The sequence below is a fragment of the Nocardioides caeni genome, from assembly GCF_004912195.1.
In the GTDB taxonomy this organism is placed as follows: Bacteria; Actinomycetota; Actinomycetes; order Propionibacteriales; family Nocardioidaceae; genus Nocardioides; species Nocardioides caeni.
The window spans coordinates 657,768-677,988 of record NZ_STGW01000001.1; the positions used below are offsets into that span (position 1 = coordinate 657,768).

Genomic DNA, 20,221 nt, shown 5'->3' on the forward strand with positions numbered 1-20,221 from the left:
ACGATGAAGGCGTGCCGAATCCGGAGACCCACCTCGCCGCCCCCTACGACGCCCTGTTGCTGCTGTCCTTCGGAGGCCCCGAGCGACCCGAGGACGTCGTCCCCTTCCTCGAGAACGTGACCCGTGGGCGTGGCATCCCGCGCGAGCGTCTCGAGCAGGTGGGCGAGCACTACTTCCTGTTCGGCGGGAAGTCGCCGATCAACGACCAGAACAAGGCGTTGATCGCGGCCCTCCGCGCCGACTTCGACGCGCACGGCATCGACCTGCCGATCCACTGGGGCAACCGCAACTGGGAGCCCTACCTCGACGACGTGGTCGCGGACCTCGCCCGCGCCGGGGCGCAGCGGGTGCTGTGCCTGACCACCTCGGCGTACTCCTCCTGGTCGAGCTGCCGTCAGTACCGCGAGAACATCGCCGCCGCGCTCGCCGCGCTGCCCGAGGGCGTGGAGCCGCCCCGGATCGACAAGGTGCGCGCGTTCTACAACCACCCCGGCTTCGTCGAGGCCAATGTCGACGGAGTCCTCGCCGCCCTCGCCGACCTGCCCGAGGACGTGCGGGACCAGGCGCGCCTGGTCTTCGTGACCCACTCGATCCCGATCACGATGGCCGACGCCAGCGGCCCGACGGGGGGTGCCTACGTCGCCCAGCACCTCGACGTCGCCGCGGTCGTCGCCGACCGGGTGGCGGAGGCGACCGGCTCCCGACGCGACCACGAGCTCGTCTACTGCTCCCGGTCGGGCGCACCGCACATCCCCTGGCTGGAGCCCGACGTCAACGACCGGCTCGAGGAGCTCGCCGGCGAGGGGACGGCTGCGGTCGTGCTGATCCCCGTCGGCTTCGTCTCCGACCACATGGAGGTGGTCTACGACCTCGACACCGAGGCGCTCGCCACCGCCGAGCGGCTGGGTCTCCCCGCCCGCCGGGCTGCCTCCGCTGGAGTCCACCCGGACTTCGTCGCGGGCCTGCGCGACCTCGTCCTCGAGCGGGTCGCGCTCGCCCGGGGCGAGGACGTCGAGCGCCGCAGCCTGGGCGGCCGCGGGCCGTCACACGACGGGTGTCCGGACACCTGCTGTGTCGGCTGAGCTGCTCGCCCTCGCCACCGACGTCGCGCTGGAGGCCGCGGAGCTGGTGCGTGCCCACGCCGCCGGGCGGGTGGAGGTGGCCGCGACGAAGTCCAGTGACATCGACGTCGTGACGGCCGCCGACCGGGCCACCGAGGAGCTCATCCGCGCCCGTCTGCTCGGCGCCCGCCCCGACGACGCCCTGCTCGGCGAGGAGGGCGACGACGTCCCCGGCACCTCGGGCGTGCGCTGGATCGTCGACCCGATCGACGGCACCGTCAACTTCCTCTACGGACTTCCCGACTACGCCGTCTCGATCGCCGCCGAGGTCGACGGCGAGATCGCCGTGGGGGTCGTCGTCGACGTGGCGAAGCGCATCACCTACGCCGGGCGTCGCGGAGCGCCGGCCACGCGCGACGGTGTCCCGATCGCGGTCCGCGGACCCGCGGCGCTGCCGCACCGTCTCGTCGCCACCGGCTTCAGCTACGTGCGGGAGGTCCGACAGGTGCAGGCCGCCGCCGCGGCCCGGCTCCTGCCCGAGGTCCGCGACATCCGCCGCTCCGGATCCTGCGCCCTCGACCTCTGCCGGCTCGCCGAGGGGTCGCTCGACGGCTACGTCGAGGAGGGCGTCAACCTGTGGGACCACGCCGCGGCTGGACTCATCGCGGTCCTCGCCGGAGCTCGCCTGACCACCACGGTCGGGGCCGCGGGCCGCGAGGCCGTCGTGTGTGCGCCGGATCACGGCTTCGACGAGCTGCTCGCGGCCGTAGGATCAGCCGGATTCCTCCGGGAATCGCCGCGGGAATAGCACGCGGGAAGTCACTGTTGTGGCGACTCGCATCCCACCCGGGTGTCGCAACCCGACGCCCATGGTGCACAATCTGCCGCGCCGCTCCGCACGACCAGTGCAGCGGGTGGCTGTCTGAGGGGAGAGAGCTGGAGCATGGCGACTGACTACGACGCGCCGCGCAAGAACGAGGACGAGCAGTCCGAGGAGAGCATCGAAGAGCTCAAGGCGCGCCGCCACGACAAGAACTCCGGAAAGGTCGACGAGGACGAGACCGAGGCCGCCGAGGCCTTCGAGCTCCCCGGCGCCGACCTGTCGCACGAGGAGCTCGCCGTCGAGGTGAAGCCCAAGCAGGACGACGAGTTCACCTGCATGAGCTGCTTCCTGGTGCACCACCGCAGCCAGCTGGCCGACGCGAAGAAGATGATCTGCTTCGACTGCGCTTGATCGCAGTCGGTCAGGCGTTGCCCTTGCGCAGCCCGGGCGGCAGGTCGCCGGTCGACTTGAGGTAGTAGTTGGCGGCCCGGCGCTGCGCCAGCATCTTGGCGAGCGCGACGAAGGTGCCGCTCGCCGCAGCCCAGGCGATGGCCTCCCGCACGTCGACGTCCGGGTCGGCCGGGTTGGCCGGCGGCTGCTTGCCGGTCGCGGCCTTCCAGCCGCTGTCGAGCGCCTTCTTCGCGACCGCCGCCGCGCCGAGCGCCGCGACGAGTGAGAACGTCGACCAGACCTTCGAGCTGTCCTTTGCCATGGGACGACCCTAGCGGCTGGCGGGATCCCTACTGCTGGGCGTCCCGGGCGGCCGCCAGGGCGTCGGCGAGGGCCTGCGGGTGCCGGGAGCTGACCAGCCAGTACGGCGCGGGGTCGGCCCGGTCCGTGATCTCGACCCGCACCGACCGCTTGACGTAGGGCCGCAGCAGCAGGAACGCCCGCACGTCGGCGTCCCGGCCCGCGACCCGGTTGGTCTCCGCGGCGTCGAGCGCGGTGGCCGCGCCGACGTGACGCAGGTCGATCCTCGCCCGGCCCGCGCGGAACGAGTCGCGGTCGACGACGACCCGCGCGTCGCCGTAGGAGAAGAGCCCGACGGCCAGCAGGCCCAGGGCGACACCGGTGACGATCCACGGCGTGGGCCCCGGCACCGCCACCACGACGGCGAGCCAGATCGTCGCCACGAACATCGTGCCCTGCGCCCACCAGCGCAACGGCACACGCAGCCGCTCGTGGTAGGCCGCTCCGGCTCGATCGCTCACGGGCACCGATGATCCCATCCGTCCTGTGGCAGGCAGTCGTTAGGGTCGTCCCCGTGTCCACCGACGTCCCCCGCGACCCCGACGCCGGCTCCCAGGAGCTCGTCGTCCAGATCCAGCAGCTCGACCCCGGTCTGCCGCTCCCGGCCTACGCCCACCCCGGCGACGCGGGCGCCGACCTGCTGGCCGCCGCCGACATCAGCCTCGCGCCGGGGGAGCGCGGCCTGGTCCCCACGGGCGTCGCGATCGCGTTGCCCGAGGGACACGTCGCCCTCATCCATCCACGGTCCGGGCTGGCCGCGCGCCACGGCCTGTCGATCGTCAACACGCCGGGCACCGTGGACGCGGGCTATCGCGGCGAGATCAAGGTCCTCCTCATCAACCACGACCCGGTCGAGCCGATCGAGCTCAAGCGCGGTGACCGGATCGCGCAGCTGGTGATCCAGCGCGTCGAGCGGGCCCGATTCGTCGCCGTCGACGCCCTCACCGACACCGCGCGTGGCGCGGGCGGTTACGGTTCTACTGGTGGGTTCTGACATGAGGAGAGCACAGTGAGGCTGCGGCGCAAGGCTGCCGAGGACGAGCAGAGCGACGTCGTCGACCAGGTGGACAAGGTCGACCAGATCGACGAGGCGGAGCAGGCCGATGCGGCTGCGTCCGCCCCGGGCGCTGGTCGCACGTTCGACGGCCCGTTCGACGAGGAGGACCCCGAGGACGGCCTGACCCGGCTCGACCTGGGCTCCCTGCTGGTCGCTCCGCTGGCCGACCGGGACCTGAGGGTCCAGGTCGACGAGAAGTCCGGCGACGTCCGGGCCGTGCTGCTGGCGGGGGAGTCGGGGGCGCTCGAGCTGCGTGCCTTCGCCGCACCCCGCAACGGCGACCTGTGGGCCGAGGTGCGCCCGCAGATCGCCGCGGACGCCTCACGGCGTGGCGGCACCGCCACCGAGCGCGAGGGCCGCTTCGGCACCGAGCTCGTCTGCGAGGTCCGGATGACCCGGGCCGACGGCCAGACCGGGACCCAGACGTCCCGCGTCATCGGGATCAACGGCCCGCGCTGGCTGCTGCGGGCCACCTTCCTGGGCGACCCGGCCCGTCAGCCGCAGGACGCCGAGGAGTGGGAGGCCGCGATCGCGCAGGTCGTCGTACGCCGCGGCAACCACGCGATGCCCGTCGGCGAGCAGCTCCCGCTCTCGCTGCCTGACGGCGCGCGGCCGGCTTCCGTGCCCGCGACCTGAGCGACGTCCCCGTGACCAAGAGCCGTCTGCGGCGCACGATCAGCAAGTGGGCCAACCCCGACGAGGCCGAGGCCCGCGACCTGCGCAAGACGTTCACCAGCGACGGCGTGCTCTGCGTCGGTGATGCCCCCGACCGTGAGGTCGTGCGGCTCCGCGGCACGTTGCGCACCGTCACCCTGCGACCGCGCGGTGGCGTGCCGGCTCTCGAGGCCGAGCTCTATGACGGCACCGGCACCGTCAACGTCATCTGGCTGGGACGGCGCCGCATCGCCGGCATCGGGCCCGGGCGCGCGATCGAGGTCAGCGGGCGCGTCGGCACCCACGACGGCGTCCGCGTGCTCTACAACCCCCGTTACGAGCTGCTGTGAGCGACGACAAGTCCCTGCACGACGACGCCCCGTCGCCGCAGCAGGTGCCCGAGGTCCCCGATCACGTCGGCATCGACACCGTCGAGGCGCTGGTCCGCCACCAGCTGGCGACCGCTCTGGGCGGACGCCGGGGCATGGTCGAGGCTGCGATCCCCGGCATCGTGTTCACGGTCCTCTGGCTCACCACCCGCGAGCTGCAGACGGCCCTCGTCGCGAGCCTCGCGGTGGCGGGCGCGGCGCTGGTGCTGCGGCTGGTGCAGCGCGGCAGCACGCAGTACGTGCTCAACGCGATCTTCGGCATCGGGATCGGCTGGGTGTTCGTCCGCTGGGCGGAGAGCTCCGGCGGCTCCGAGTCCGACCAGGCCCTGGCGTTCTTCCTGCCGGGCATCCTGATCAGCCTCGGCTACACCATCGTCCTCGGGTTCTCCTGCCTCGTCGGGTGGCCCATGCTCGGCTTCATGCTCGGCAGCGTCACGGGCGATGCCACCGCCTGGCACCAGGACCGCCAGGTCGTGCGGCTGTGCAGCCGGTTGACCTGGGTGATGCTGTTGCCCGGCGCGGTCGGCGTCCTGTTGCAGGGACCGATCTGGTTGCTCGGACACCGCGACGTGATCGACCCCGACCGCGCCGTCATCCTCATCCTGATCCTGCGCACCGGCCTCGGCTGGGTGCTGCGGATCGGCTCGTGGGCGGCGATGGTCTGGCTGCTGGCGCGCAACGCGACGCCGATCACGGCCGTGGAGGAGACCGCCACGCCGGAGGCGTAGCTACTTCTTCGGGTGGGACGCGGGCGCGAGCAGGCGCTCGAGCTCGTCCTCCGCCTCGGCCGGGACGACGAACAGCAGCTCGTCGCCGGACTCGACCGGCTGCTCCGGGGTCGGCACGTAGACCTGGCCGTCGCGCAGGATCGTGACCAGCGCGCAGTTCTCCGGCAGCGGGATCAGGCCGCTGGCCTTGCCGATGTAGGGCGAGTCGGAGGGCAGGGTCATCTCGACCAGGTTGGCGTTGCCCTGGCGGAAGGTGAAGAGCCGGACGAGGTCACCGACCGTCACGGCCTCCTCGACGAGGGCGGACATGATCCGCGGCGTCGAGACGTTGACGTCGACGCCCCAGGCCTCGGTGAACAGCCACTCGTTGTTGGGGTGGTTGACGCGCCCGACCGTCCGTGGCACGCCGAACTCAGTCTTCGCCAGCAGTGCGGTCACCAGGTTGGCCTTGTCGTCGCCGGTCGCGGCGATCACGACGTCGCAGCGGTCGAGCCGCGCCTCCTCGAGCGAGGACAGCTCGCAGGAGTCGGCGAGCAGCCACTCGGCGTCGGGGACGCGCTCGGGCTGGATCGATCCGGGTGCCTTGTCGATCAGCAGCACCTCGTGACCGTTCTCGATCAGCTCGCTGGCGATCGATCGGCCCACGGCCCCGGCGCCGGCGATGGCGACCCTCATCAGTCCCGCTCTCCGTCGGGACCCTGCCCGAGCACGTCGTAGGCCATCTGGGCGGACTCCTCGCGGGTGACCAGGTGCAACATGTCGCCCTCCTGGATCACGGTCTCCCGGTCGGGCAGCATGCCCTCGCCGAGCCGGTCGATCCACGCGACCCGGCAGCGGGCCTGCTCCTGCAGCTGACCGACCCGGGCGCCGACCCACACCTCGGGGGCCGGGATGTGGTCGACGCGGACCGTGCCCGACGGGTCGCGGAAGTCGGGCTCGGCGCCCGCCGGGAGGATCCGTCGCAGCACCTGGTCGGCGGTCCACTTCACGGTGGCGACCGTGGTGATGCCGAGGCGCTGATAGACCTCGGCGCGGCCCGGGTCGTAGATTCGCGCCACCACCTGCTGGATCCCGAACGTCTCGCGAGCCACCCGCGCCGCGATGATGTTGGAGTTGTCACCGCTGGAGACCGCGGCGAACGCGTCGGCGCGTCGGATGCCGGCCTTCTCGAGGACCTCCTGGTCGAAGCCGAGCCCCTTGATCTTGTCGCCGTTGAACCCTGGGCCGAGCCGCCGGAACGCATCGGGCTCGGTGTCGATGATCGACACCGTGTGGTTGCGGTCCTCGAGGCTGCGCGCCAGCGTCGAGCCGACTCGGCCACAACCCATGATCACGACGTGCACGGTGAGAACGCTATAGCACCGGGCATGCGACCCCGAGGGCGTGGATGCCCTACCGTTGTCGCTCGTGGGTGTCGGTGACGTCTCCAAGCGGATCCTGCTCGGACGAAAGCTCCGCAGCGCGCAGTTGGGCGAGACGTTGCTCCCCAAGCGGATCGCGCTGCCGGTGTTCGCCAGCGACGCGCTCTCCTCGGTGGCCTATGCGCCCGACGAGGTCTTCATCATGCTGGCGATCGCCGGGGCCTCCGCCTACGTGTGGTCGTGGAAGATCGCGATCGCCGTCGCCATCGTGATGGCCGCGGTCATCGCGTCCTACCGCCAGACGGTGCACGCCTATCCGTCCGGCGGCGGCGACTACGAGGTCGCGACCGTCAACCTCGGGCGGACCGCCGGCATCACCGTCGGCAGCGCGCTCCTCGTCGACTACGTCCTCACGGTCGCGGTGTCGATCTCCTCGGGCTCGCAGTACGCCGCGGCCGCGATACCCGCGCTGCAGGGCCACGAGGCGACCGTGGCCCTGGTCCTCGTGGCGTTGCTGACCGCCGTCAACCTGCGCGGCATCCGCGAGTCGGGCTCGTTCTTCGCCGTCCCGACCTACCTCTTCATGTTCGCGATCCTCGGGATGTGTGCCTACGGCTTCATCGAGCTGCTGGGCGGCAATCTGCCCGACGCCGAGAGCGCGAGCCTCGAGATCACGCCGCAACCGGGATGGGAGGAGCCCCTCACCACGGTCGGGCTGCTCTTCCTCCTGGCGCGCGCCTTCTCGTCCGGCTGCGCGGCACTCACCGGTGTCGAGGCCATCTCCAACGGCGTGCCGGCGTTCAAGCGGCCGAAGAGCAAGAACGCCGCCACGACGCTGCTGCTGCTCGGCCTGATCGCGATCACGATGATGGTCAGCGTCATCGTGCTCGCCAAGCAGATCGGACTGAAGTACGTCGACCCGCACGAGCTCGACCGCCTCACGCTCAACGGTCAGCCGCTGCCCGAGGGCTACGACCAGCACACGGTGATCGCGCAGATCGCCGACGCCGTCTTCCACGACTTCAGCCCGGGCTTCTACTTCGTCGTCACGGTCACGGGCGTGATCCTCGTCCTCGCCGCCAACACCGCCTTCAACGGCTTCCCCGTGCTGGGCTCCATCCTCGCCAAGGACGGCCTCGCCCCCCGTGCCCTCGGTGCCCGAGGCGACCGGCTGGCCTACAGCAACGGCATCGTCTTCCTGGCCGTCATGGCGATGGTGCTGATCTGGGCGTTCGACGCCGAGACGACCAAGCTGATCCAGCTCTACATCGTCGGCGTCTTCGTCTCCTTCAACCTCAGCCAGCTCGGCATGATCCGGCACTGGACCCGCGCTCTGGAGACCGAACGCGATCAGGCAGAGCGGCGCCGGATCCAGCGCTCCCGCGTCATCAACGCGATCGGACTGAGCTTCACCAGCGTCGTGCTCGTGATCGTGCTCGTCACCAAGTTCCTCCACGGTGCGTGGATCACGATCCTCGCGATGGGCTTCTTCTTCGTGATGATGAAGTCGATCCGCAAGCACTACGAGGGCGTCGAGCTGGAGCTGGCGGCCGACGAGACCGACAAGGCGCTGCCCACTCGCGTGCACGCCATCGTCCTCGTCTCCAAGCTCCACAAGCCGACGCTGCGGGCGCTCGCCTTCGCCAAGGCCACCCGGCCCAACGCGCTCGAGGGCGTCTATGTGTCGGTCGACGACCGCGAGACCGCGCGGCTGCTGGAGGAGTGGGACGAGCGCAACACCGGCGTCCCGCTCAAGGTGCTGCACTCGCCGTACCGCGAGATCGTGAAGCCGATCGTGGAATACGCCTCGGCCATCCGGCGCGCCAACCCGCGCGGCGTCGTCGCGGTCTACATCCCGGAGTACGTCGTGGGTCGCTGGTGGGAGCAGCTGCTGCACAACCAGACCGCGCTGCGCCTCAAGGGGCGCCTGCTCTTCACCCCGGGCGTCATGGTCACCTCCGTGCCCTATCAGCTGCGGTCCTCCGAGCTCGCCCTCGAGCGCGAGGAGCGCGACGAGCACCGCGTCCACGCCGGCGACCTGCGCCGCGGTCGGGTCCGTCAGGACAACAACCGGCAGTATCCGCGGTGAGTCCCGCGCCGGGTCAGGGTCGCGGGAAGGGTCGCGGGAGGGGGCGACCGACCCGACAGCGGGCCGCACGCGGACCGAGCGTCGTCGGACGCCGTTTCGAGGTCGAGGTCGGTCCCGTCGCGCACGGCGGCCACTGCGTCGCGCGGGTGCCGGTCGGCGACCCGTCGTCGGTCGAGCCTGTCGAGACCCGCGTGGTGTTCGTCCGGCACGCCCTGCCGGGGGAGCGCGTGGTCGTGGAGCTGACCGAGGGCACCGAGGGCGACCGCTTCTGGCGCGGCGACGCCATCGAGGTGCTCGAGTCCTCCCCGGACCGGGTCGAGGCGCCGTGCATCTACGCCGGTCCCGGGGCCTGCGGCGGCTGCGACTTCCAGCACGTCGACCTCGCCGCGCAGGGCCGCCTCAAGGCGCACGTCGTGGCCGAGCAGCTGCGCCGGCTCGCCGGTCTCGACGTCGAGGTGACGGTCGAGCCCGTGCCCGGCGACGACCACGGTCTGCACTGGCGCACCCGCCAGCGTTACGTCGCCCTCCCGGACGGCGGTCGCGGCATGCGTCGCCACCGCTCCCATGACGTGATCCCGGTGGAGACCTGCCTCCTCGCGGCGCCGGCCGGGCCGTCGTACGTCGTGCACGGGCGGGTCTTCGAGGTCGCCGACGGCGGCTTCTGGCAGGTCCACCCCGGTGCGCCCGCCGCGCTGGTGGATGCCGTCATGGAGGCGCTGGCGCCGCAGCCGGGAGAGTCGGCGCTCGACCTCTACGCCGGGGTCGGGCTGTTCAGCCGCTTCCTGGCCGATGCCGTCGGCCCGAGCGGCCGGGTCGCGGCGGTCGAGGGTGACCGAGCTGCCTCAGCCCTGTCCGAGCGCAACGTGCCGGGCATCACCGCCCGCGCGGGCGACGTGGGCCAGGTCCTGGCAGGCGGCCTGCCGGCCGAGTGGGACCACGCGGACCTCGTCGTCCTCGACCCGCCCCGAGCGGGTGCCAAGCGAGCCGTCGTGGAGGCGGTCGTCGCCCGGAGCCCGCGGGCGGTCGCCTACGTCGCCTGCGACCCTGCTGCGCTCGCGCGCGACGTGGCGATCTTCGCCGAGCACGGCTACCGGCTGGCGTCGCTGCGCGCGTTCGATCTGTTCCCGATGACGCACCATGTGGAGTGCGTCGCACTGTTGGAGACGGGGCGGGCGACGACACTTCACAATCCTTGAAAGTCTTCTAGGATTGTGTCGTGGGAGCAATCAGCGTCGCACAGGCCGCCGAGCGGCTCGGTGTGAGCGTGCCCCGGATCCATCAGCGAATCGCGGACGGTTCGCTTCTCGCCGAGCGGATCGGATCGCAGTGGGTGGTCGACGAGCGTTCGCTCCTGCGGATCCAAGAGCGAAGCAAGGCAGGTCGCCCGCTGTCGGCCCGGTCTGCTTGGGCCGTCATAGGGGCCGCTGAGGCCGACCGTGATCGGCTGGGTTCACGCGGGGCGGCAGCCTCGGCCCGTCCCCGGATGCAGCTGAATCGCCTGCTCGTGCCTGCCAGCGAGCCCGTCTTCGGGGAGGAGGCGGCTCGCGCGTTGGCCGTGTCCCTTCGGTCGCTGCTCCGAAATCGCGCTGAGCGCCATCTGCTTCGCGCTGCGCCGTCGGACCTTGCCGATCTCAGGGCTGACCAGCGCTGGGCGGCCTTGGTCGACCTCGGCGGGAGCGGCATAGCGTCGGCAGACGTCGAGGGCTACGTGGAGGAGTCGGAGGTGAAGGAAATAGTGAAGGACCACCTGTTGGTCAACGCCGACCGCGACGCCAACGTCGTCCTGCATGTCATTGTCGACGGGCAGTATCCATTCCCCGACTCACGTCTTCGGCTCGCGGCCGACCTCGCCGAGCATCGCGGGCCACGTGAGGAGGCGCGGGCGGCTGAGTTGCTGCACGAGCTTGCCCTGGAGTGGAAGGCCGGGCAGTGATGATCATCCTTCCTTCGATGCCGCCCGAGCAGAAGGACCGGCAGCGGCTGAGGGTGATGGTCTCGGCGGTCCGGAAGGACCGCGCGCTGCTGCTCGAGGTGCCTGATGCCGAGAACTCACTCGAGCGGCTCGTCACAGCGGGGGAGTTGTAGCTGTGGCCGAGGACTTCGTCATCGCCCGCAATGCCGAGCCCGGGTCGACATTGCCCTACCTTCTCCGCATCCCGCTCGGGGACGGGATCATCCTCAAGGCGAAGGACACCTGGCCGCGGACCGGCAAGGTCTACTGCCACCGCGTGGACGAGTGGCCGGAGGATGCAGAGGTCATCGAACGGGTCGCTGTGCGCTCCTGCGTACGGCGAGGCGCCGCCATCGACCTCGTGCTCGACCGTGGCCGCGAGAACCGCTCCCAGATCGTGATCACGAACGCGCGCGGCCGGCAGATGATCTTCTGGCAGACCGCTCGAACCTCGAAGCAGGCACGTCCAGCCGTGAATCTTCCCGGCGCCCGCGCCAGCGGAGTCGCCGATTTGGAGATCGCGGTCGACATCCGCGAGCGCTACCCGTTCACCTTCGCCGACCGGCAGGCGACGACCCGACGCGAGTCACTCAGCGCCGGCGACTACGGACTCGTCGTCGACGGCGTGCTGCAGGCGAGCGTCGAGCGCAAGTCCCTGGGCGATCTCGTGACGTCGCTGACCACCGGCCGGCTCAGGTTCCAGCTCACCGAGCTGTCCGCTGTCCCGCGTGCTGCCGTCGTCGTCGAGGAGCGCTACTCCCAGGTCTTCAAGCTCGACCGCGTCCGCCCGAGCGTCGTGGCCGACGGCATCGCCGAGTGCCAGATCCGGTTCCCGACCGTGCCCATCGTCTTCTGCGAGACCCGCAAGCTCGCCCAGGAGTGGACCTACCGGTTTCTCGCGGCTGCTCGGGTCGGGTTGTCGGAGGAGATGGTCGGTGACCTCGCGTTGCGCGGTCTGACGGCGGCCCCGCCACTCGGCCCGGCACCGCCGACCGCGGCCGACGTGCGTCGCTGGGCCGCGCGGGTCGACATCGTGGTCTCCGACCGCGGCCGGATCCCGGCGGTCGTGATGGATCAGTACCTCGCCGCCCGCACTCGAGGCGAGACCTGAACGGCCACCGCGGCCACCGCATCGAGGGGGCCGCCCTGCTGGAGCGGGGATCCGTCAAGTGAGGTGACACTTGCTTGCCCTCAAGTCGACTTGAGGTCCTACGGTCACGCCATGAGCATGGAGTCGATCGCCTGGAACCAGGTCTACCGCCAGATGCACGGGCCTGAGGAGCCGCGGCGCGTGCGCGGGGCGACCGCTCGCCGGATCCTGGCCTTCGCCCGACCCCATCGCGGTCGTCTGATCGGGTTCGTGCTCCTCAGCATCACCTCGGCGGCGCTGGCGGTGGCGACACCGGTCCTCGCCGGCGACGTGGTCAACGCGATCGTCGAAGGCGACGGCGAGCGCACCGTGATCCGCCTGGCGCTCGTCATCGCTGGTATCGCGGTGCTGGACGCGGGCTTCGGTCTCTGGTCGCGGTGGCTCTCGTCGCGGATCGGGGAGGGGCTGATCCTCGACCTGAGGACGTCGGTGTTCGACCACGTCCAGAAGATGCCGATCGCGTTCTTCAACCGCACCCGCACCGGCGCCCTGGTCAGCCGCCTCAACAACGACGTGATCGGCGCCCAGCGCGCCTTCAGCACGACGCTCTCCGGCGTCGTCGGCAACCTCGTGATGCTGGTGCTGACCCTGGTCGTGATGATCGGGATCTCCTGGCAGGTCACGGGCCTGGCGCTGGTGCTGCTGCCTGTCTTCGTCATCCCGGCTCGCCGGATGGGGCGGCGCCTGGCCGGCATCCAACGCGAGGCCGCGGACCACAACGCGGCGATGGGCAACCAGATGACCGAGCGCTTCTCCGCGCCCGGCGCGACGCTGGTCAAGCTCTTCGGGCGGCCGGCCCAGGAGTCCGCCGAGTTCGCGTCGCGCGCCCGCCGCGTCGCCGACATCGGGGTCCGTACGGCGATGGTCCAGACCACCTTCGTCACGGCCCTGACCCTGGTCTCGGCGCTGGCGGTGGCGGTGGTCTACGGGCTCGGCGGCACGCTGGCGCTGCGGGGCACGCTCGATGCCGGCGACGTGGTGGCGCTGTCCCTGCTGCTGGTCCGCCTCTATGCGCCGTTGACCGCGCTCGCGAGCGCCCGGGTCGACGTGATGAGCGCACTGGTCAGCTTCGAGCGGGTCTTCGAGATCCTCGACCTCGCGCCGCTGATCACCGACCGGCCGGATGCGGGCTCCGTCCCGGCGGGTCCCGTCGCGGTGGAGTTCGACGACGTCCGGTTCGCCTACCCGTCCGCCGACAAGGTGTCGCTGGCCTCGCTCGAGGAGGTGGCCGTGCTCGACACCCGTGGCGGCGAGGAGGTGCTGCACGGCATCAGCCTCCGGGCGGAGCCGGGACAGGTGGTCGCCCTCGTCGGGTCGTCGGGCGCGGGGAAGTCGACCATCGCGCAGCTGGTCTCCCGCCTCTACGACGTCGACGCGGGCGCCGTACGGATCGGGGGAGTCGACGTCCGCGACCTGACCGCCGTCTCGATCCGCGCCACGGTCGGCATGGTCACCCAGGACGGCCACCTCTTCCACGACTCGATCCGGGACAACCTGCTGCTCGCGCGCCCGGAGGCGAGCGAGGAGGACATCTGGCAGGCACTGCGCCGGGCCCGCCTCATCGACCTGGTCCGGGCCCTGCCCGACGGCCTCGACACGGTCGTGGGGGAGCGTGGCTACCGTCTCTCCGGCGGTGAGCGGCAGCGCCTCACGATCGCCCGCCTGCTGCTGAAGGAGCCGCGGGTGGTGATCCTCGACGAGGCGACGGCCTCCCTCGACTCCACCTCCGAGGCGGCCGTGCAGGCCGCGCTCAACGAGGCACTCGCGGGACGCACGGCCCTGGTGATCGCGCACCGGCTGTCGACCATCCGGGCGGCGGACCAGATCCTGGTCGTGGAGGACGGACGCATCGTGGAACGGGGGAGCCACGACGACCTCCTGCGGACCGGCGGACGCTACCGGGAGCTGCACGACACCCAGTTCGCACCGCAGACGGCGACCACGACGAACTAAGGCTTGCCTTTGTAGGAATTCGACCGGAAGCCATGTATCTTGATGTCAAGAGATGTGCCCTGGCGGCCAGGCGCCGCGACGGGGAAGGGTTAGGTCAGCCTCACTATCCGTGGGCCGCTTCCCGGCGGCAGGATGAAGGACGGACCGACCGACACCAGAAGTCGCTGAGGACGGAGAAGCGGATGGCGAGCAAGAACAGCTTCGGTGCGAAGAGCACCCTGGACGTCAACGGGAAGGGCTACGAGATCTTCCGGCTCGATGCCGTCACGGGCGAGGGCCTGGACGTGGACAGCCTGCCGTTCTCGCTCAAGGTGCTGCTCGAGAACCTGCTGCGCACCGAGGACGGCGCGGACATCACCGCCGAGGACATCAAGGCGCTGGCCGGGTGGGACGAGACCGCCCAGCCCGACAAGGAGATCCAGTTCACGCCGGCGCGCGTGATCATGCAGGACTTCACCGGCGTTCCCTGTGTCGTCGACCTGGCAACCATGCGTGAGGCGATGGCCGACCTGGGCGGCGACGCCACCAAGATCAACCCGCTCGCGCCCGCCGAGATGGTCATCGACCACTCCGTCATGGCCGACGTCTTCGGCACGCCCGAGGCCTTCCAGCGCAACGTCGAGATCGAGTACGAGCGCAACCGCGAGCGCTACCAGTTCCTGCGCTGGGGCCAGACGGCCTTCTCCGACTTCAAGGTCGTCCCGCCGGGCACCGGCATCGTCCACCAGGTCAACATCGAGCACCTGGCCCGCACGATCTTCACCCGCGAGGTCGACGGCGAGCTGCTCGCCTACCCCGACACCTGCGTCGGCACCGACTCGCACACCACCATGGTCAACGGCATCGGCGTGGTCGGCTGGGGCGTCGGCGGCATCGAGGCCGAGGCCGCCATGCTCGGCCAGCCGGTCTCCATGCTGATCCCGCGCGTCGTCGGCTTCAAGCTGAACGGCGAGCTGCCCGAGGGCTCCACCGCCACCGACCTCGTGCTCACGATCACCGAGATGGTCCGCAAGCACGGCGTCGTCGGCAAGTTCGTCGAGTTCTACGGTCCCGGTGTCGCGGCGCTCCCGCTCGCCAACCGCGCCACCATCGGCAACATGAGCCCGGAGTTCGGCTCGACCATCGCGGTCTTCCCGATCGACGAGGAGACCACCACCTACCTGCGCCTGACCGGTCGCTCCGAGGAGCAGATCGCGCTCGTCGAGAAGTACGCCAAGGAGCAGGGCCTCTGGCTCGACCCCGCCGCCGAGCCCCGCTACTCGGAGAAGCTCGAGCTCGACCTCGCCACGGTCGTCCCGTCGATCGCCGGCCCGAAGCGTCCCCAGGACCGCATCGAGGTGACCTCCGCCGCGACGAACTTCGCCGAGGACGTCAAGGGCTACACGAGCAACGTCGACGCCAAGGTCCCGGTGACCCTCGCCGACGGCACCTCCTTCGAGCTCGAGAACGGCGCCGTCACGATCGCGTCGATCACCTCCTGCACCAACACCTCGAACCCGAGCGTGATGATCGGTGCGGCGCTGCTCGCCAAGAAGGCCGTCGAGAAGGGCCTGACGCGCAAGCCCTGGGTCAAGACGACCCTCGCGCCGGGCTCGCAGGTCGTGTCCGACTACTACGACAAGGCCGGCCTCACGCCGTACCTCGACAAGCTGGGGTTCAACCTCGTCGGCTACGGCTGCGTGACCTGCATCGGCAACTCGGGTCCGCTCATCCCCGAGGTCTCCGCGGCGGTCAACGACCACGACATGGCCGTCGTGTCGGTGCTGTCGGGCAACCGCAACTTCGAGGGTCGCATCAGCCCCGACATCAAGATGAACTACCTCGCGTCGCCGCCGCTGGTCGTCGCCTACGCGATCGCCGGCAACATGAACGTCGACCTGTTCCAGGACGCGATCGGCCAGGACACCGACGGCAACGACGTGTTCCTCAAGGACATCTGGCCCTCGCCGGCCGAGGTCGAGGAGACCATCCGCGGTGCGATCAACTCCGAGATGTTCGGCGAGTCCTACGCCGACGTGTTCAAGGGCGACGAGCGCTGGCGCTCGCTCCCCACCCCGGAGGGCAACACCTTCACCTGGGACGCCGACTCGACCTACGTCCGCAAGGCGCCGTACTTCGACGGCATGCCGCTCGAGCCGACCCCGGTCACCGACATCGAGGGCGCCCGCGCCCTGCTCAAGCTCGGCGACTCGGTCACCACCGACCACATCTCGCCGGCCGGTGGCTTCAAGAAGGACAGCCCTGCGGGCCAGTACCTGATCGAGCGTGGGGTCGAGCAGCGTGACTTCAACTCCTACGGCTCGCGCCGCGGCAACCACGAGGTCATGATCCGCGGCACCTTCGCCAACATCCGCCTGCGCAACCAGATCGCGCCGGGCACCGAGGGCGGCTTCACCCGCGACTTCACCGTCGCGGACGGCCCCGTCACGACCGTGTACGACGCCTCGGTCAACTACCAGGCTGCCGGCACCCCGCTGGTCGTCCTGGCCGGCAAGGATTACGGCTCCGGCTCGTCGCGTGACTGGGCCGCCAAGGGCACCTCGCTGCTGGGCGTCAAGGCGGTCATCGCCGAGAGCTACGAGCGCATCCACCGCTCCAACCTCATCGGCATGGGTGTCATCCCGCTGCAGTTCCCCGAGGGCCAGGACGCCGACTCGCTCGGCCTGACCGGCGAGGAGACCTTCTCGATCTCGGGGATCACCGAGATCAACGAGGGCACCACGCCCTCGACGGTGAAGGTCACCACGGACAGCGGCGTCGAGTTCGACGCCGTCGTCCGCATCGACACCCCCGGCGAGGCGAACGACTACCGCAACGGCGGCATCATGCAGTACGTCCTGCGCAACCTCCTGCGCGGCTGACAGTCCCTGTCGAAGAGGTCGCGCAGCGGCCCCGAGACGCATCGACGGCCCGTCCCTCAGTGAGGGGCGGGCCGTCGGCATGTGACCTGCCTCACCAGGAGGCTGTCCGGCAGGGGGCACCACGTTTGAAGAAGCCTTCACCAAGGCAGCATTGCCGCCATGCGCCCGCCACACGCGAGACTTCGCGTTGCCCTGATCCCGGCCCTTCTCGGACTGCTGCTCGCCATCGCATCGGTGCCCCTGCTGGCCAGCCCGGCCCGAGCGGCCGACGTGGTCATCAGCGGCAAGGTCACCGGCCTCAATGCCTCGGGTGTGACGGTTCCGATCAAGGACGTCTTCATCGAGGCCTCGGGTGCCGACGGCGCACCCCTCTCTCCGCGGCGCTACGCCTACACGGCGTCGGACGGCACCTATCAGTTCACGGTGCCTGCGACCGGCACCTACCAGATCGATGTCGAGTGCTGGGGTGACTACGCCTGCGCCGAGAGCTATGCGCCGGACCCGACGATCTCCCGGACGATCACCGGTTCGACGGTCATCAACGCCACGCTCGAGCGCTGGGGCCGGATCACCGGCACGGTGAAGAAGGGAGGCGTGGTGACCCCGTGGCCGACCGGCGGGATCACGGCGACCAACGACGCGCGCTCCTACTGGTCGAGTTACCCGGAGGTCGCCGTCCAGCCGAACGGGACGTTCGTGATCGAGAAGGTCGCACCCGGCACCGTGACCGTGACCGGTCGCGAGCCCTACGGCGCCGAGCCGTTCCTGACCACCGTGCCCGACCAGACCTTCGCGATCCCGGCCGGCCAGACCGCCGCCATCGACCTGGCCGTCGAGAACTGGTCCGGCTTCCACCTCCGTGCGGTCACGCCCAGCGGCACGCCACTCGAGGGGATCCGTTGGAACGTCTTCTCCCGCACTCCCGGGGGTGCCTGGGACGCCGGACTCCAGTACGGCCCCCTCGCGACCGACGCCAACGGGAGCATGACCTTCCAGGTCCGCGACAAGACCCGCGACTACACCCTCTGCTTCTACGACGACGCCCGCGGCGCGACCCCGGCCGAGCAGCGCGTCACCCGATGCCTCGGGGGTGCGCCCAGCCTCGCCACGGCCACGGCCTGGAGGTGGACCTCCGCGCAGCCCAAGCTGAAGCAGGACATCGCTCTCCCGCTGCCGTTCACGACGACGCCGACACCGACGATCAGCGGTACGGCGGCCGTGGGCTCGACACTGACGGCGACCCCTGGCACCTGGGCGCCGGTCCCGACGGGGCTGGCCTACCAGTGGTTCCGCGCGGGTGTCGCGATCGAGGGTGCGGCCTCGTCGACGTACGACGCCACCGCGGCCGACCTGGGCAAGGCGCTCACCTTGCGGGTGACCGCCACCCGCAGCGGCTATGCCACCACCGCGAAGACCTCGGCGGCCTCGGCGCCCGTGGCGGCGGGGGCATTCGTGACCGTGCCAACACCGACGATCACCGGCACGCGACGCGTTGGGTCCCTGCTGACCGCCACTGCCGGGACCTGGGCGCCCGCGCCGTCGAACCTCACCTACCAGTGGTTCCGCTCGGGCGTCGCGATCCCCGGTGCGACCGGCAGCACCTACCGCCTGGCCGCGGCCGACGCGCGACGCCAGATCGGCGTGCGGGTCACGGGCTCCCTGAGCGGCCTGGCGACCCAGGAGGCCGCCTCGGCCCCGGTCACGGTCGCTCTGGGCGTCTTCCGGGCGCCCGCTCCGCGGATCAGCGGCCGACTGACCGTGCGCTCGCGACTCACCGCCGTGGTGGGCACCTGGTCGCCCACGCCGACGCGGACGACCTACCGGTGGTACCGGTCGGGACGCCTGATCCGCGGCGCGTCCGCTCGCACCTACGTCCTCACCGCGGCCGACCGTGGCCAGCGCATCAAGGTCGTCGTGACCCGATCGCGCGCCGGCTACGCGACGCTGGCGCGCGGATCATTGGCGACCCGCGCGATCCGGTGACGCCAGGGATCGGCCCTCCACAGGCATCCACGTGAAGGAGCGGAGATGTCGGAGGTTGCTGGCAGAGTCCTTCCCATGGACCTCGGGACCGGTGCAGTGTCGACAGCAGAGCTGCTGGCGCTCATCGGCGACGACGCCGAGGCCCGCAGCCACCTCCTGATCCGCGAGTGGCAGCACATCGTGGCGTGGGCGGGCAACAACGTGGTCGACGTCGCCGAGGGCGCCGCGACGATCCGGGACTGCTTCGTCGACACCGGCGTCCCGATCGCCGGGCCGGGCGCGCCGTTAGTGTCGGAGTTCGCTCTGATGGAGCTCGTCGCCGTGCTGGGCCGTACGCCCGACGGCGGCCGGGCCTACGTCGGCAAGATCATCGAGTGCGCGTGGCGGCTGCCCGAGCTCCACGCCGAGGTGATGGCCGGTCGTGTGGAGGTCTGGCGGGCGTTGCGCGTCGCGGAGCTCACCCACCCGCTGTGCGCGGAGGCCGCGGCCCACGTCGACCACCACCTCGCCACCGCCGTCGGTGCGGTCTCCTGGGCGCTCATCGAGCGGCTCGTGAAGGAGGCGGTCCTGCGTTTCGAACCTGAGCGCGCCGAGGCAGAGAGGGCGCGGGCCAACGACCACCGCCACTTCGACCTGAGTGAGATCGACGACCACGGTCTGGTGACGGTCTCCGGCCTGCTGGACGCAGCCGACGGCCGCGACCTCGACGAGGCGATCGCTCGCGAGGCCACCCTGCTGGGCCAGCTCGGCGACGGGTCGTCACTGGACGTACGGCGATCGAAGGCCGCCGGCGCCCTGGCCAGGCGGGACCTCGTCCTCGACCTCCTCGTCCACGACGAGGAGACCGGGAAGGTCATCGCGGAAGCCCCCGGCCGCAAGGTCACCATGACCGTGCACGTCACAGACCGGGCCGAGGAGACCGTCGGGCGTTGGGAGGAAGGCCGTACCCCGGTCAGCATCCAGCAGATCGAGGAATGGCTGACGGCCCACGACACCACCGTCACCATCCGTCCGGTCATCGACCTCGCCGGCTGTGTCCCCGTCGACTCCTACGAGATCCCCGATCGCCTGCGACGCCAGGTCACGCTGCGCGACCACACCTGTCGCCACCCGCACTGCACCCGGGTCGCCGTGGCCTGCGATGTCGACCACGCCGTACCGCACGGCGACGGCGGCGCGACCTGCCCGTGCAATCTGGTTCCGCTGTGTCGACGCCACCATCGGGCCAAGACCCACTCCCGGTGGACCTACCGCGTCCTCGCTCCCGGTCTCTACCAGTGGCGGTCGCCCCTCGGGCTCGGATTCCTCGTCACGGCGCTCGGGACCTTCTCCCTCGACCATCGCGACCCCGATCGAACGTGACCTCGCCCCTCACCCCACCGCCGGTGGGGTGAGTCGGCACGTCCTCGGA

The 20,221-nt window shown here is 70.7% G+C and carries 20 protein-coding genes; 16 read left to right on the plus strand and 4 right to left on the minus strand.

The genetic code is table 11. The features are described 5' to 3' along the window. The first annotated feature begins 11 nt into the window (after positions 1 to 11). The 3 genes from E9934_RS03180 (at position 12) to E9934_RS03190 (ending at position 2,295) form a co-directional block, all read left to right on the plus strand. A complete protein-coding gene (locus E9934_RS03180; protein ID WP_136561339.1) occupies positions 12 to 1,082 on the plus strand; it encodes a ferrochelatase in 1,071 nt (356 codons plus the stop codon). Then, on the plus strand, positions 1,072 to 1,869 hold the full coding sequence (locus E9934_RS03185; RefSeq protein ID WP_136561340.1) for an inositol monophosphatase family protein: 798 nt from the start codon (positions 1,072 to 1,074) through the stop codon (positions 1,867 to 1,869). The genes E9934_RS03180 and E9934_RS03185 overlap by 11 nt, the downstream gene beginning before the upstream one ends. Positions 1,870 to 2,004: 135 nt before the next feature. Further along, the gene (locus E9934_RS03190; protein ID WP_056752675.1) at positions 2,005 to 2,295 is read left to right on the plus strand and encodes a DUF4193 domain-containing protein; all 291 of its coding nucleotides are present in this window, start codon (positions 2,005 to 2,007) and stop codon (positions 2,293 to 2,295) included. A gap of 10 nt (positions 2,296 to 2,305) precedes the next feature. Here E9934_RS03190 and E9934_RS03195 read toward each other — a convergent pair whose 3' ends face one another. Next, positions 2,306 to 2,596: a DUF4235 domain-containing protein gene (locus tag E9934_RS03195; RefSeq protein ID WP_136561341.1), complete on the minus strand. Its 291-nt coding sequence runs from the start codon at positions 2,594 to 2,596 to the stop codon at positions 2,306 to 2,308. A 28-nt stretch (positions 2,597 to 2,624) separates the two neighbouring features. Continuing rightward, positions 2,625 to 3,095: a DUF3093 domain-containing protein gene (locus tag E9934_RS03200; protein ID WP_238694723.1), complete on the minus strand. Its 471-nt coding sequence runs from the start codon at positions 3,093 to 3,095 to the stop codon at positions 2,625 to 2,627. A 53-nt stretch (positions 3,096 to 3,148) separates the two neighbouring features. Between E9934_RS03200 and dut the strand changes: the two genes are divergently transcribed. Genes dut through E9934_RS03220 form a run of 4 tightly spaced genes read left to right on the plus strand, consistent with a single transcriptional unit; the run spans position 3,149 to position 5,462 of the window. Next, positions 3,149 to 3,628 carry a dUTP diphosphatase gene (gene dut / locus E9934_RS03205; protein ID WP_238694724.1) on the plus strand — a complete coding sequence of 160 codons (480 nt, stop codon included), beginning with the start codon at positions 3,149 to 3,151 and terminating at the stop codon, positions 3,626 to 3,628. Between the two features lie 15 nt (positions 3,629 to 3,643). Beyond that, complete coding sequence (locus E9934_RS03210; RefSeq protein ID WP_238694725.1) at positions 3,644 to 4,327, plus strand: DUF3710 domain-containing protein; 684 nt, start codon at positions 3,644 to 3,646, stop codon at positions 4,325 to 4,327. Between the two features lie 11 nt (positions 4,328 to 4,338). Beyond that, positions 4,339 to 4,695, plus strand: a complete 357-nt coding sequence (locus E9934_RS03215; RefSeq protein WP_136561344.1) for an OB-fold nucleic acid binding domain-containing protein — start codon at positions 4,339 to 4,341, stop codon at positions 4,693 to 4,695. Further along, complete coding sequence (locus E9934_RS03220) at positions 4,692 to 5,462, plus strand: DUF3159 domain-containing protein (RefSeq protein ID WP_238694726.1); 771 nt, start codon at positions 4,692 to 4,694, stop codon at positions 5,460 to 5,462. The genes E9934_RS03215 and E9934_RS03220 overlap by 4 nt, the downstream gene beginning before the upstream one ends. Here the strand turns inward: E9934_RS03220 and E9934_RS03225 are convergent, their stop codons facing one another. Both E9934_RS03225 and E9934_RS03230 read right to left on the minus strand, forming a co-directional pair. Continuing rightward, positions 5,463 to 6,137, minus strand: coding sequence for a potassium channel family protein (locus tag E9934_RS03225; protein ID WP_136561345.1), 675 nt, complete (start codon positions 6,135 to 6,137; stop codon positions 5,463 to 5,465). Further along, positions 6,137 to 6,805, minus strand: coding sequence for a potassium channel family protein (locus E9934_RS03230; RefSeq protein ID WP_136561346.1), 669 nt, complete (start codon positions 6,803 to 6,805; stop codon positions 6,137 to 6,139). Before E9934_RS03230 ends, E9934_RS03225 begins: the two co-directional genes overlap by 1 nt. A gap of 64 nt (positions 6,806 to 6,869) precedes the next feature. On the opposite strand from E9934_RS03230, the gene E9934_RS03235 reads away from it, so the two are divergent. The 9 genes from E9934_RS03235 (at position 6,870) to E9934_RS03270 (ending at position 20,172) form a co-directional block, all read left to right on the plus strand. Further along, a complete protein-coding gene (locus tag E9934_RS03235; RefSeq protein WP_162851526.1) occupies positions 6,870 to 8,912 on the plus strand; it encodes an APC family permease in 2,043 nt (680 codons plus the stop codon). Next, the gene (locus E9934_RS03240; RefSeq protein ID WP_136561348.1) at positions 8,909 to 10,108 is read left to right on the plus strand and encodes a class I SAM-dependent RNA methyltransferase; all 1,200 of its coding nucleotides are present in this window, start codon (positions 8,909 to 8,911) and stop codon (positions 10,106 to 10,108) included. The genes E9934_RS03235 and E9934_RS03240 overlap by 4 nt, the downstream gene beginning before the upstream one ends. 20 nt (positions 10,109 to 10,128) lie before the next feature. Continuing rightward, positions 10,129 to 10,845 (plus strand): helix-turn-helix domain-containing protein, encoded by a 717-nt coding sequence (locus tag E9934_RS03245; RefSeq protein ID WP_136561349.1) that lies wholly within the window; start codon positions 10,129 to 10,131, stop codon positions 10,843 to 10,845. A gap of 17 nt (positions 10,846 to 10,862) precedes the next feature. Further along, on the plus strand, positions 10,863 to 10,997 hold the full coding sequence (locus tag E9934_RS20420; RefSeq protein ID WP_275106605.1) for a hypothetical protein: 135 nt from the start codon (positions 10,863 to 10,865) through the stop codon (positions 10,995 to 10,997). Positions 10,998 to 10,999: 2 nt separating this feature from the next. Next, positions 11,000 to 11,974: an ERCC4 domain-containing protein gene (locus E9934_RS03250; protein ID WP_136561350.1), complete on the plus strand. Its 975-nt coding sequence runs from the start codon at positions 11,000 to 11,002 to the stop codon at positions 11,972 to 11,974. 111 nt (positions 11,975 to 12,085) lie between these two features. Then, positions 12,086 to 13,966, plus strand: a complete 1,881-nt coding sequence (locus E9934_RS03255; RefSeq protein WP_136561351.1) for an ABC transporter ATP-binding protein — start codon at positions 12,086 to 12,088, stop codon at positions 13,964 to 13,966. A gap of 182 nt (positions 13,967 to 14,148) precedes the next feature. Then, on the plus strand, positions 14,149 to 16,827 hold the full coding sequence (acnA, locus tag E9934_RS03260; RefSeq protein WP_136561352.1) for an aconitate hydratase AcnA: 2,679 nt from the start codon (positions 14,149 to 14,151) through the stop codon (positions 16,825 to 16,827). Between the two features lie 159 nt (positions 16,828 to 16,986). Continuing rightward, positions 16,987 to 18,810, plus strand: coding sequence for a hypothetical protein (locus tag E9934_RS03265; protein WP_136561353.1), 1,824 nt, complete (start codon positions 16,987 to 16,989; stop codon positions 18,808 to 18,810). Between the two features lie 75 nt (positions 18,811 to 18,885). Beyond that, the gene (locus tag E9934_RS03270) at positions 18,886 to 20,172 is read left to right on the plus strand and encodes an HNH endonuclease signature motif containing protein (RefSeq protein ID WP_136561354.1); all 1,287 of its coding nucleotides are present in this window, start codon (positions 18,886 to 18,888) and stop codon (positions 20,170 to 20,172) included. The last annotated feature ends 49 nt before the right edge of the window (positions 20,173 to 20,221 follow it).